The 12,909-nt window shown below is 43.5% G+C and carries 10 protein-coding genes; 5 read left to right on the plus strand and 5 right to left on the minus strand.

Annotated features, from left to right (window positions below; translation table 11 throughout):
* Window positions 1-8: 8 nt before the first annotated feature.
* On the minus strand, window positions 9-1,418 hold the full coding sequence (gene glnA / locus VEZ01S_RS11470; RefSeq protein ID WP_021714210.1) for a glutamate--ammonia ligase: 1,410 nt from the start codon (window positions 1,416-1,418) through the stop codon (window positions 9-11).
* A gap of 628 nt (window positions 1,419-2,046) precedes the next feature.
* Here glnA and typA point away from each other — a divergent pair.
* The 4 genes from typA to VEZ01S_RS11490 all read left to right on the plus strand — a co-directional run bounded on the left by typA (window position 2,047) and on the right by VEZ01S_RS11490 (window position 6,508).
* Window positions 2,047-3,876 carry a translational GTPase TypA gene (typA, locus tag VEZ01S_RS11475; RefSeq protein WP_021714212.1) on the plus strand — a complete coding sequence of 610 codons (1,830 nt, stop codon included), beginning with the start codon at window positions 2,047-2,049 and terminating at the stop codon, window positions 3,874-3,876.
* A 325-nt stretch (window positions 3,877-4,201) separates the two neighbouring features.
* Window positions 4,202-5,134: a virulence factor BrkB family protein gene (locus tag VEZ01S_RS11480; protein ID WP_021714213.1), complete on the plus strand. Its 933-nt coding sequence runs from the start codon at window positions 4,202-4,204 to the stop codon at window positions 5,132-5,134.
* Window positions 5,106-5,540, plus strand: a complete 435-nt coding sequence (dtd, locus tag VEZ01S_RS11485; protein WP_021714214.1) for a D-aminoacyl-tRNA deacylase — start codon at window positions 5,106-5,108, stop codon at window positions 5,538-5,540. The genes VEZ01S_RS11480 and dtd overlap by 29 nt, the downstream gene beginning before the upstream one ends.
* A gap of 44 nt (window positions 5,541-5,584) precedes the next feature.
* Window positions 5,585-6,508: a bifunctional GNAT family N-acetyltransferase/hotdog fold thioesterase gene (locus VEZ01S_RS11490; protein WP_021714215.1), complete on the plus strand. Its 924-nt coding sequence runs from the start codon at window positions 5,585-5,587 to the stop codon at window positions 6,506-6,508.
* Here the strand turns inward: VEZ01S_RS11490 and VEZ01S_RS11495 are convergent.
* The 4 genes from VEZ01S_RS11495 to hslR form a co-directional block, all read right to left on the minus strand.
* Window positions 6,498-8,417, minus strand: a complete 1,920-nt coding sequence (locus VEZ01S_RS11495) for an AsmA family protein (protein WP_021714216.1) — start codon at window positions 8,415-8,417, stop codon at window positions 6,498-6,500. The two genes, VEZ01S_RS11490 and VEZ01S_RS11495, sit on opposite strands and share 11 nt — an antisense overlap.
* A 105-nt stretch (window positions 8,418-8,522) precedes the next feature.
* Window positions 8,523-10,151 (minus strand): phosphoenolpyruvate carboxykinase (ATP), encoded by a 1,629-nt coding sequence (gene pckA / locus VEZ01S_RS11500; RefSeq protein WP_021714217.1) that lies wholly within the window; start codon window positions 10,149-10,151, stop codon window positions 8,523-8,525.
* 320 nt (window positions 10,152-10,471) lie between these two features.
* Window positions 10,472-11,341, minus strand: coding sequence for an Hsp33 family molecular chaperone HslO (hslO, locus tag VEZ01S_RS11505; protein ID WP_021714218.1), 870 nt, complete (start codon window positions 11,339-11,341; stop codon window positions 10,472-10,474).
* A gap of 14 nt (window positions 11,342-11,355) precedes the next feature.
* Entirely contained in the window at window positions 11,356-11,742 is a 387-nt protein-coding gene (gene hslR, locus VEZ01S_RS11510) for a ribosome-associated heat shock protein Hsp15 (protein WP_021714219.1), read from the minus strand.
* A gap of 213 nt (window positions 11,743-11,955) precedes the next feature.
* Here hslR and gspC point away from each other — a divergent pair, with 213 nt between their 5' ends.
* Window positions 11,956-12,873, plus strand: a complete 918-nt coding sequence (gspC, locus tag VEZ01S_RS11515; protein WP_021714220.1) for a type II secretion system protein GspC — start codon at window positions 11,956-11,958, stop codon at window positions 12,871-12,873.
* Window positions 12,874-12,909: the final 36 nt, after the last annotated feature.

The following is a 12,909-nucleotide window of genomic DNA, read 5'->3' on the forward strand; positions in this document are numbered from 1 at the left end:
GCTACAGATTAAACTGAGTAGTACAGTTCAAACTCAAGTGGGTGAGTTGTCATGTTGATTTTCTCAACATCTTGAGACTTCAGACCGATGTAAGAATCGATGAAATCATCAGAGAATACGCCGCCAGCAGTCAAGAACTCACGGTCACCATCAAGAGCTTCTAGAGCTTCTTGTAGAGAAGCTGCAACTGTTGGGATTTCAGCTGCTTCTTCTGCAGGTAGGTCGTATAGATCTTTATCCATAGCTTCGCCAGGGTGAATCTTGTTCTTAATTCCGTCAAGGCCAGCCATTAGCATTGCAGAGTATGCTAGGTATGGGTTAGCCGCTGGATCACCGAAGCGAAGTTCGATACGACGTGCTTTAGGGCTTGGTACCACTGGGATACGGATAGAAGCAGAACGGTTACGTGCAGAGTATGCAAGCATAACTGGAGCTTCGAATCCTGGAACTAGACGCTTGTATGAGTTAGTTGCAGGGTTAGCAAATGCGTTGATTGCGCGAGCGTGCTTAATGATACCACCGATGTAGTAGATCGCTAGGTCAGAAAGGCCGCCGTATTTGTCACCAGCAAACAGGTTTACACCGTCTTTTGCTAGAGATTGGTGAACGTGCATACCAGAACCGTTGTCGCCAACTAGTGGTTTAGGCATGAAAGTTGCTGTTTTGCCGTAAGCGTGAGCTACGTTATGAACAACATACTTATAGATTTGAGTTTCATCAGCTTTAGTTGTTAGCGTGTTGAAACGAGTAGCAATCTCGTTTTGACCCGCAGTAGCAACTTCGTGGTGATGCGCTTCAACAACTAGACCCATTTCTTCCATGATTAGACACATTGCAGAACGGATGTCTTGAGAAGAATCAACAGGAGCTACTGGGAAGTAACCACCTTTAACGCCTGGACGGTGACCTTTGTTGCCTTCTTCGTAATCAGTACCTGAGTTCCAAGAAGCTTCGATGTCATCAATCTTGTAGAAAGAACCAGACATGTCAGTGTTAAACTTCACGTCATCAAATAGGAAGAATTCTGGTTCTGGACCGATCAATACTGTGTCAGCAATACCTGTAGAACGCATGTACTCTTCAGAGCGCTTAGCGATAGAACGTGGGTCACGGTCGTATCCTTGCAGAGTCGCAGGCTCAAGAATGTCACAACGGATGTTTAGCGTTGAATCTTCAGTGAATGGGTCAAGGACAGCACTTGCTGCATCTGGCATCATAACCATGTCAGATTCGTTAATACCTTTCCAACCAGCTACAGATGAACCGTCAAACATTTTGCCTTCTTCGAAGAAGTCAGCATCAACTTGATGTGAAGGAATAGAGATATGTTGCTCTTTACCTTTAGTATCTGTGAAGCGTAAGTCTACAAACTTAACTTCGTTTTCTTGAATCAGCGATAATACATTTTCTACTGACATGTTGGATAACCTCCAGTGTTGGTAAACGTGATTGCTCGATAATGGTGAGCGTAAAGTCCTAGGACACAATCTACACTCTTTTTTAGTTATCGAACAATGAATATTTTCGATTGTTCTCTCTAATACTTTCTCTTATGCGAAAGCTATGCCAACTTTGTTATTTCTTTATTTATCATGGGGTTGGGTGATTTTACGCAATAATCAGCAATCTGCCTTGCACCAATATGATCTACGAATGCACCGTTGTGGTGCAAAATAATTGAGATTTTTAGGGGATTGATCAATTTTGCCCTTCATTTTTGAGAGATTCATCGTGATGTCGAAAGCTATCGCCCAATGTTGGTGCGTGGTCGTAGATTATCCCTCTATATAGAAGGAGAGATAGGTGTTGAGGCTCGTTGGCTTAATGTTGAACGAAGCGTGCGATTTGCTGGCTATATTGGGTATTTCTTGTTTTATTTTCTGTCAAACGGCGACATTTTTTTAATTCATAACAAATAAATTAGGAAATAAGTAGGGGATAGATCACATCTAGTTGGGATTTTGGCTAAAATCTGATACATTAGCGCGAAATTTTTATTCCCTGTCATCGGCACACTGCCGAGACTCTACTGAGTGAACTCTATTCATGTCTACTCCACAGATTGATAAGTTAAGAAACATCGCCATCATTGCGCACGTTGACCACGGTAAAACAACTTTGGTTGATAAGCTGCTTCAACAATCAGGTACGCTTGAATCCCGCGGCGAAGTTGAAGAGCGCGTGATGGACTCAAACGATATCGAAAAGGAACGTGGTATCACCATTTTGGCAAAAAATACTGCCATCAACTGGAATGATTTCCGCATTAATATCGTTGATACTCCTGGACACGCAGACTTCGGTGGTGAAGTAGAGCGTATTATGTCTATGGTTGACTCGGTATTGCTGATTGTTGATGCGGTTGATGGTCCTATGCCACAAACTCGCTTTGTAACACAAAAAGCATTTGCACACGGTCTTAAGCCAATTGTTGTTATCAACAAGATTGACCGCCCTGGTTCTCGTCCTGACTGGGTAATGGATCAAGTATTTGATTTGTTCGATAACCTAGGTGCAACTGACGACCAACTAGACTTCCAAGTGGTTTACGCATCAGCTCTAAACGGTTGGGCAACACTTGAAGAAGGTGAAGTTGGCGAAGATATGGAACCATTGTTCCAAGCTATCGTTGATAACGTAAATCAGCCTGATGTTGACATCAATGGCGCGCTACAAATGCAAGTATCTCAACTTGATTACAGCTCTTACGTTGGTGTTATTGGTGTATGTCGTGTTACTCGCGGTAGCATCAAACCAAACCAACAAGTGACTATCGTTGGTGCTGATGGCAAGAAACGTAACGGTAAAGTCGGTACGGTTCTTGGTTACCTTGGCCTTGAGCGTCATGAAGTTGATCAAGCAAACGCTGGTGATATCATCGCCATCACAGGTTTAGGTGAGCTGAAAATTTCAGACACTATCTGTGACCAAAACAACGTTGAAGCGATGACTCCTCTATCTGTAGATGAGCCAACAGTAACCATGACTTTCCAAGTAAACACTTCTCCGTTTGCTGGTAAAGAAGGTAAATTCGTTACTTCACGTAATATCCTAGAGCGTCTAGAAAAAGAATTGGTTCACAACGTAGCACTACGTGTTGAACAAACTGACGATCCAGATAAATTCCGCGTTTCAGGTCGTGGTGAGCTTCACCTTTCTATCCTGATTGAAAACATGCGTCGTGAAGGCTTCGAGCTAGCGGTTTCTCGTCCTGAAGTAATCCTGAAGGAAGAAGACGGTCAACTTCTAGAACCATACGAAACAGTAACCATCGATGTGCTTGAAGAGCACCAAGGTGGCATCATGGAAAATATCGGCCTACGTAAAGGTGAGCTAACAGATATGTCTCCAGATGGTAAAGGCCGTGTACGTATGGACTTTATGATGCCTTCTCGTGGTCTTATCGGTTTCCAAACTGAGTTCCTGACTCTGACTTCTGGTTCTGGTTTGATGTACCACACATTTGATCACTACGGCCCGCACAAAGGTGGCGTAATCGGTCAACGTAACAACGGCGTTCTAATTTCTAACGCAACAGGTAAAGCACTGACTTACGCATTGTTTAACCTACAAGAGCGTGGTCGTCTATTTGCTCAGCACGCTGATGAAGTATACGAAGGTCAGATTATCGGTATTCATAACCGTTCTAACGACCTTACCGTTAACTGTCTTAAAGGTAAGCAGCTAACTAACGTACGTGCTTCTGGTACGGATGAAGCTCAGGTTCTTTCACCACCGATCAAACACACACTAGAGCAAGCTCTAGAGTTTATCGATGAAGATGAACTAGTAGAAGTGACTCCAGAAAGCATTCGTATCCGTAAGAAGCTTCTTACTGAAAACGAACGTAAACGTGCGAGCCGCCCAGCAAAATAAGAGACAATTAGCGTTTCGCTAGTTATCTAACTTATTTAAGCCCCGCTGAAGTTGTCACTTGACTGACCTCAGTGGGGCTTTCTTTTATCGGCGAATGAGTTTTGCTAAACTGATACCACTTTGAATCCAGAGTACCCCATCATAATTTTTGGGGCATCGCGTGAGTGAGCCAATGTTGCTCTGGGTTGATATCGTGAAGGGTGCTCAAAGGATTGGTATAGTTCACCCTAATACCAATTACACTAAGTAAGTGTTGGTATAAGTCTTTTAACTTTCTCTGCCTCAGCTCAAGTAGGTCAGAAACTAAGTTCGGTATTACAGCAGGATGCAGAAAATTCCAAGTCTTCCAAATCTTCCCGGCTGGGTGCATGTGCTATTGCACTACTTCAGCTATCTTTATCAAAGGGCTAAGCACGATAGATTGCCAGTGAATGCTGGTTACATGGCTTATATTACCTTACTGTCTTTAGTGCCTTTAACGACGGTAACCTTAACCGCATTATCTCGGGTACCGATGTTTGACGGTGTGGGAGATACCGTTCAGCAATTCATATTTAGTAATTTTGTTCCTACTGCGGGTGAGGCGATTCAACACACTTTAAATGAGTTTATTGCCAATACGGGTAAGATGACTTCTATTGGTTTGATTTTCCTGTTTATCGCGGCGGTATTACTGATTTCGGCAATTGATAAGAATTTGAATTATATTTGGCGAGTGCGCAAGAAGCGCCGCACCGTGTATTCATTGTCGATTTATTGGATGGTATTGACTTTAGGCCCAATCTTAATGGGCACTAGCTTAGTGTTTTCTTCTTACATTGCCTCACTCAAAGTGTGGAGTGAAGATACCGTCCATCTGGTGTACGGTTTGCTACCGATTATTTTTTCTTTCATTGCCTTCTTTGGGCTTTACCTGTTAGTGCCTAATATTAAGGTTCGTTTCAATCATGCATTGGCGGGCGCATTGGTCGCAGGTTGTCTGTTTGAAGTCAGTAAAAAACTGTTTGCTTACTATGTGTCGCAGTTTCCATCGTATCAGCTAATTTACGGGGCTTTGGCTGCGGTGCCTTTGCTCTTTATGTGGATTTATCTGTGCTGGATGATTGTATTGATCGGCGCGGAAATTACCGCAAGTCTTGGTGAAGATGAGGTTTGGCGAGTGGATAAGCCATTTGATATGAGCTCATTTTTGCATTACCAAAATATATTAATGAGAAAAAGGATTCGACGTGATAGCTCTGATACAGAGAGTGAGTGAAGCCAGCGTAAAAGTTGATGGTGAAGTGATCGGGGAGATCGGCAAAGGTTTGCTAGTATTGCTCGGTGTTGAAAAAGACGATGATGAAGCAAAAGCGAAGCGACTGATGGAGCGAGTGACGACTTACCGTGTCTTTGGTGATGAGCAAGATAAAATGAACCTGAATGTAAAACAGGTGGATGGCAGTGTATTAGTCGTGTCTCAGTTTACACTGCCTGCAGATACTAAAAAAGGAACCCGAGCGGGTTTTTCTCGTGGCGCAGCTCCAGATGAAGCCAACCGACTTTATGAATATTTCTCCGATCGCTGTGAGGAAGTCTTACCGACGCAGCGCGGTCGATTTGCCGCGGACATGAAAGTCTCTTTGGTCAATGATGGACCGGTGACTTTTTGGTTGCAAGTTTAAGCTCTTCTCCTTACTACGAATGGATTCAATGGACCTGAAACACTATGTTTAAACTGATTACGCCAAGTACAGAAAATCAATTGCAGAAGTACTATCACTTTCGTTGGCAGATGCTGCGTGAACCTTGGCAAAGGCCCAAAGGTTCAGAAAGAGATGAATACGACGAACTGAGCCACCATCGAATGATTGTGGATGGTCGAGGCCGCCCAGTCGCGATTGGACGCCTTTATGTGACTGCGGATGATGATGGGCAGATCCGTTATATGGCGGTGAAGAAAAACCGTCAGGGTAAAGGGGTTGGTTCTTTGATTCTGGTTGCTCTGGAGGCGCTTGCGCGCGAAGAAGGGGTCAAGAGACTGGTGTGTAATGCCCGTGAAGACGCGATAGAGTTTTATCGGAACAATGGTTTTACAAGCCAAGGTGAGTTGAGTGATGAGCGTGGTCCCATGCGTCACCAACAGATGGTGAAAGCCATTGATCCTATGGCGAATGTTCTACGTCGTCCTGATTGGTGTAATGAACTGCAGCGTCGCTGGGAGGAGCAGATTCCGATTAGCGATAAAATGGGCATCAAGATCAATCAGTACACAGGTTATAAGTTTGAATGTGTTGCTCAATTGAACCCTAACCTTAACCCTCACAATACAATGTTTGCAGGCTCTGCTTTCACCTTAGCCACTTTGACGGGGTGGGGGATGGCTTGGCTGTTGATGAAAGAGCGTAATTTACGTGCTGATATTGTATTGGCAGACAGTAATATCCGCTATCGTCACCCTGTGAAGGAAAGCCCGAAAGCCAGTACTTCTTTAGATGGTATTAGTGGCGATCTCGATAGGCTGGAAGGTGGCCGTCGTGCACGAATTATCATCAAGGTGCTTATCTATAGTGGCACGCAAGAGGCGGTGGAATTTACCGGAACTTACGTGCTTCTGCCAAGCTCTAGAGCTAATGAGACTCTTAGTGTGTAGGGGTTAACTTATTGCTGTCACTGGTATCCTGTTTTGGTTTGGTACAGGTAACGGCAATATGACTGCGCCCTTTAGGCTGGGCTGAAGAATAAGACACGCAATCAGTGGTTAGATTGAATAGGATATTGCCATCCTTGGGGTTGACTAAATCCACACTTCCTTGAAGGCCACCAGTCAGGTTATCACTGACAAACTGCGTGTTTGCAACGCTCAGAACACCTCTTTGTGCGGTGACGTTAATTTCTGGGATGATAATAGATTGGGAGCGTTGCGTTGCAAAAGGTATCTGCACTTGCACATCATGCGGGGCAATCTTGAGGGAGCCGTCTAAGCTGTGTCTCAACATTAAGTCGTCACCGCCCAATCCGTTAAGATTAGCAGTGAGATCCGTCACTCCACTCCAATGTATTGCCATTTTCAAAGGAGAGGTGATTTGCTGTAAAGGAATGCCATAGGCTTGTACCGAGAGATCCCATGGCATGCTTGGTAGCGCAAGGTTCACATTAGAGTGCACCTTGATCAAGCCCTCTTCGATAGGCAAAAATAGCTGTTTGATAGTCCACAGTTCATTTTGGGTATTGGCTTCTATATATGGGCTGATCGAGGTAACGCCAAATAGGGTCAGGCTATTCGCACTGGCAGCTAGTGTGCCGTTCCAAAGAGCCCATTTGTTGTCTTTTTTTAGGTTTAAATTGTTGCCTTCGACATTTAAATTAGAAACTTGCCAATGCTGCTCACTCGCCAGATCGATCACTTGGCTACGCTCAATCTTGAGTGTTTTGATGTTCAGTTGCTGTAACACATTGAGAGGATGCTCGATTAATGTGTGTACTTGTGTGTCCTTGATGCTCCACTTGAGGTTTTTAATACTGAGGTTGTCCAACATCATTTGCTCTGGAGATAATTGCCCCTGAGTTGAAATTTGTCCTTCTTCAAAGAGGAAATCGAGTTGATTGAGTTGAATGTGCTCTGGCTGTAGTTGAGCGGAAAGTTGTGGCTCAAGCAGCAGTTGTTTATGCCAATCAACACTTTCCGCCGAAAATTGCACTTCACTTCGTTGCGCCCAGAGGCTTTTACTGACATCCCAGTTGCTGAGTTGTAAACGCATTTGATTGACCGAAAATTGGTCTTGCTGCCAACTGGATTGTTCTACTTTTAGATGTTCAATATGATCAATTTTTTTGAGCAAATTCAGCACTGGTGAAGCGCCCGCTTGAGTGGTTAAGGGTGCCGATAAGTGTAGGTGACGGACCAACGCATCGTTGAGTGTCCAGCTATCTCCATGTTGTTCGGCAATCAGTTGTATTTTTCCTTTGCGCCATTCAAAGCTGAGCAGATCGAGCTGAGTATTGTCTTTACGATAATTAATATTGGCTTTGAAGTGGTTGAATGCTTCGCCCTGCCAGTAAACTTGCTCCCCATCAATCGTGATATACCCTTGTGAAAAGAGGTCTGTAGGAGAGTAGGTCAGTTGCAAATCTCGAGCGACTAAATCATGGTCTGCAAAATCCATATCATTAACTTCAATGTGCTGAGGTTGCCAGCGTTCAACCCAAGAGTTGATTTCTGGTGAGTCTGGGATGCCGTGAGGCAAGTTGACGCCAGAAAGAGAGACATTAGTGACAGATATGGGGTTTGACCAATTTAAGTGGGAATCGAGAGTGATTTCGAGACGGTCAATACTCGCAATTGCATCATTTGGTTGTTTTATGGCGATATTTGATAAAACCAGTGTTTCGGGGTATTGATAGTGAGAGTCACCAATATGAATATCATCACTGGTGACGCGCGACAGTATCTGTTGGGTTAACCAAGTCGTATGAGAGGTGTGTAAGAATAAAAATAGAGCTAAGCCTGCTACAAAGAAGAGCAGTAAAAAGCAGCCGCAGATTTTGAGTACAGCTTTCATCTTATTTCCCAAAGGTTTTTCGCGTAGGGGTAAAGATGGCTTATATCTATTTGTTTATCAACAAAAAGCCCCTAAAAGCAGGGGCTTAATTAGTTATAGATGTGATTAATCTAACACAGGTCCAGCTTTGACCAGTGCTTTGCCTTCATCGTTATCAGTGTATTTTTCAAAGTTGTGGATGAAGCGTTCTGCTAAATCTTTGGCTTTGCTTTCCCATTGCAGAGGATCAACATAAGTATCGCGAGGGTCCAAAATCTCAGGATGAACCTCAGGCAGTGAGGTAGGGACTTCCAAGTTAAATACTGGAATCGTTTTGGTTTGTGCATTTTCAATTGAGCCATCTAAGATAGCGTCAATGATCGCACGAGTATCTTGAATGGAAATTCGCTTCCCAGAGCCATTCCAGCCCGTATTCACAAGGTAAGCTTCTGCGCCAGCCGCTTCCATTCGTTTCACCAACACTTCTGCGTATTTTGTGGGATGCAGAGTTAAGAATGCCGCACCAAAACATGCAGAGAAAGTCGGTGTTGGCTCGGTAATACCACGCTCAGTACCTGCTAGCTTGGCGGTAAATCCTGAAAGGAAATGGTACTTCGTTTGTTCTGGGGTGAGCTTAGATACAGGAGGTAATACCCCAAACGCATCGGCAGAGAGGAAAATGACCTTGTTTGCATGCCCCCCTTTAGAGACTGGCTTAACGATATTTTCGATATGCTCTATCGGATAGGAAACACGCGTGTTTTCAGTTTTTGAATTGTCATCAAAATCGATGGAGCCATCATTGCGTACGGTGACATTCTCTAATAGAGCATCACGACGGATGGCATTGTAGATATCAGGCTCAGCTTCTTTCGATAGTTTAATGGTTTTAGCGTAACACCCACCTTCAAAGTTGAAGATACCATCGTCGTCCCAGCCGTGCTCATCGTCGCCAATTAAGGCACGCTTAGGGTCAGTTGATAAGGTCGTTTTCCCTGTACCTGATAGGCCAAAGAAGATCGCAACATCCCCTTCTTCACCCATATTGGCTGAACAGTGCATAGAGGCCATACCTTGTAGCGGAAGGAAGTAGTTCATCATTGCGAACATTCCTTTTTTCATTTCTCCGCCATACCAGGTGCCACCGATTAGCTGCATTTTTTCAGTGAGGTTGAACACGGTGAAATTCTCGGAGTTGAGTCCGTGCTCTTGCCATTTACTGTTGTTGCATTTAGCGCCGTTCATCACGACAAAGTCTGGCTCAAATGAAGACAACTCATCGTCTGATGGGCGCAAGAACATGTTTTTCACAAAGTGAGCTTGCCAAGCCACCTCGGTGATAATTCGAACGGCTAAGCGAGAGTCTGGGTTTGCACCACAATAGCCATCGACCACGAACAGACGTTTATTTGAAAGCTGTGTCGTAACCAATTGTTTAAGATCGTTCCATACCGCTTGTTCGATAGGTTTGTTATCATTTTTTACGGTATCGGTGGTCCACCACATATTCTCACGTGTAGTGTCATCTTTGACGATGAACTTATCTTTAGGGGAGCGACCGGTAAATATGCCAGTATCCACTGCGACTGCACCTAGCTCAGTTACAATGCCTTTCTCATAACCTTCTAATGTGGCGCTGGTTTCTTCTGCAAAAAGTGTCTCATAACTGGGATTACGAATAATCTCAGTTGAGTGGCTGATTCCATATTGAGTCAGATCGATGTTTGCAACCTTAGTATGCTCTATAACAGTCATAGGTGCTCCTTGTGTAGGGCGTCGTTAGTTAACAATTTGTGAAGCTACCGAATTTATAAGTATTTGATTTGCTCAGTAGTTGTAACATTATTGACTATATCTGCCTTTATTGAATGTTTTATAAACAAGGATCACGTTTTTGTAGTTCAGAACACTGGAATAGGAATGTATTGAAGTGATTTGTAAAAATGGTTTTTTACCACTTTTTGTTGTTAAAAAGTGAGGATAATGAAGGTTTTTGAGTTGTTTATGCTATGAATGCGAGTGAATATAAAAAGCCGACGTAAATGTGCCGGCTTTTTAATTATAAAATTGTGAGCTTAGTGCAGGGTAGGCTTATCGATTTTGGCAAATAATTCTTCGACTTCAACTGGATCAAAGTGGTAGCTGCTACCACAATAATCGCAATGTAGAGCGATGCTACCTTCTGTGGCTAAAATGTCGTTAACCTCTTCTTTTGCAATGGTAATAATTGCTGCGCCACTGCGTTCTCTTGAGCAGCCACAGAAAAATTCAACCGGTTGAGGTTCGAACACTTTTACCGTTTCTTGGTTGTATAGACGATAAAGTAAGTCATTCGCTTCTAAGCCAAATAATTCTTCATTTTTTACCGTGTCAGTAAGCTGTTCTAAATGCTCAAAGTCATCCGCAGAACCCGTACCATCGGGAACGACTTGTAGCAACATACCAGCGGCATGTGCTTTGCCATCGAATTCACCAGTGCGGAACCATAAGCGAGTTTTTAGCTGCTCTGAACGTTCGAAGTAAGTTTCTAGTACTTCTGAAAGTGTATTGCCCTCTAAACCAACCACACCTTGGTAACGCTCTCCTTTATTTGGAGAGATAGTAATTACTAGGTGACCTTTGCCCAACATATCGTGCAAAGAGGCTGTATCTTCAATTTCGCCTTCAAAGCGAGCGACGCCACGGACTTTTTGGTTATTGTCACCATTTATTACCGCAAGAGTCACAGGACCGTCACCTTGCAACTGTAAAGTAATTGAGCCTTCAAATTTTAAGGTAGCGGTGAGTAATGAGGTCGCAACAAGCAGTTCACCAAGCAAGTTTTGGATCGCAACTGGGTATTGTTTGCTATCTAGGATGGCTTGGTAGGCGGTATCTAGCTGTACTAATTCACCGCGTACAGATAGGTCTTCAAATAAATAACGATTTAATACGTTGCTTTCCATTAGGAAACTCCAGCTTATTGGTTCTTAAATTTAATCAGATCACGTCGTTGTTTTTTATCAGGACGGCGATCAGGACTTGGATTATGTGCGTGCATCTTACGTTCTAGTGCTGTGCGCTCTCTCTTCGCTATACTTTCTACCGTTTCGGTGTAAAGTAGCTGTGCTTCAGGTGCTCCGCGTCTTTGGTCTGATATTTTTTCAATCGTGACCGTTTTTTCAACAAGTCCTTGTCGCAGGGTAATTGTAGCCCCGAGTTCTATTATTTTACTGGGTTTGCTACGTTGTCCATTATAATGAACTTTACCGCCATCGATCATATTTCGAGCGATTGAACGGGTCTTGTAAAAGCGTGCAGCCCATAACCATTTGTCGAGCCGAACAGACTCAATCGTGGAACTCATAATGATCTTTGCTCTCTAAGTGTTGTCTGGCAGGTGGGTAATGGTGACGTATATAGCATTTTTCAAGTAAATGTCTTTATTTACAATCGAAATTATTCACTGTTTAATTAACGGTAATAATTTGTATGGTAGTCTTGCTCATCCGTTTAGCCCAGTAGCACCAATGCCTCCTAGGCATATTCTATGAAATCGGTATATCAATAGGGACCTGTTTTGTCTAAGTTTTCCACACATTCGCATAAAGCCAATCAATTGTTGACCAGTGTCGTGAATCAACAGGCAATCATTGCCAAAGCATTGACACTGATTTTACTCGTCAGTACTGCTTGGTTATGTGGGCATTTACTATGGCATCTTATGGGCTCAGATTCAGATGTTGAGCATTGGAGACCTGCCGCGGGTTCGGCGACTGGTCCTGCTTCAGCTACGCATCAGGGTACCGACATTTCATCGTTACTGAATGCCAATTTATTTGGCGTTGAGTCAAAAGAAGCTGCGCCTAAAGCAACACAACAAGTTGTTGACGCACCTAAGACAAGATTAAACCTTGTACTTGTGGGTGTGGTAGCAAGTTCAATTCAAAAAAACAGTCTGGCGGTTATTGCTAATAAAGGCAGCCAAGATACTTATGGCGTGGGTGAGGTTATTGATGGTACTCGCGCGAAATTAAATAACGTTTTAAGCGATCGTGTGATTATTGAGAATCAGGGTCGCAATGAAACCTTAATGCTTGAAGGTATAGAATATAAACGTGCGACAAATAAAGAGGTTGTCAACAAACAGCCGCAGTCGAACGTGCAAGGCAATAATCCTAAAGTTGATACCGCGAGCTTAGATAAAATCAAAGCTGAGATCTCTAGTAATCCTCAGCAACTTCTTAAATATATTCGACTGTCTCAGGTAAATCGTGACGGAAAATTAATTGGATATCGTGTGCGTCCTGGACGTGAGCGTACTTTGTTTGACTCTATTGGCCTACAAGACGGTGATATTGCAGTGGAACTTAACGGAGCTGATTTGAAAAATCCGGCATCTATGGGGACCATTTGGAAATCTTTAGGTGATTTAAGTGAGCTTAACCTCACTGTTGAGCGAAATGGTCAACGCTACGATATTTATTTACAACTATAGTTTGATAGCGGTCTCGCTATCATAGCAAAAGCATGC

Source organism: Vibrio ezurae NBRC 102218 (assembly GCF_000467185.1).
GTDB classification, from domain to species: Bacteria; Pseudomonadota; Gammaproteobacteria; order Enterobacterales; family Vibrionaceae; genus Vibrio; species Vibrio ezurae.

Excerpts from the sequence above, each read along its gene's own strand:
- glnA (WP_021714210.1), bottom strand. The coding sequence starts at position 1,418 with ATGTCAGTAGAAAATGTATTATCGCTGATTCAAGAAAACGAAGTTAAG.
- typA (WP_021714212.1), top strand. The coding sequence starts at position 2,047 with ATGTCTACTCCACAGATTGATAAGTTAAGAAACATCGCCATCATTGCG.
- VEZ01S_RS11480 (WP_021714213.1), top strand. The coding sequence starts at position 4,202 with ATGCAGAAAATTCCAAGTCTTCCAAATCTTCCCGGCTGGGTGCATGTG.
- VEZ01S_RS11490 (WP_021714215.1), top strand. The coding sequence starts at position 5,585 with ATGTTTAAACTGATTACGCCAAGTACAGAAAATCAATTGCAGAAGTAC.
- VEZ01S_RS11495 (WP_021714216.1), bottom strand. The coding sequence starts at position 8,417 with ATGAAAGCTGTACTCAAAATCTGCGGCTGCTTTTTACTGCTCTTCTTT.
- pckA (WP_021714217.1), bottom strand. The coding sequence starts at position 10,151 with ATGACTGTTATAGAGCATACTAAGGTTGCAAACATCGATCTGACTCAA.
- hslO (WP_021714218.1), bottom strand. The coding sequence starts at position 11,341 with ATGGAAAGCAACGTATTAAATCGTTATTTATTTGAAGACCTATCTGTA.
- hslR (WP_021714219.1), bottom strand. The coding sequence starts at position 11,742 with ATGAGTTCCACGATTGAGTCTGTTCGGCTCGACAAATGGTTATGGGCT.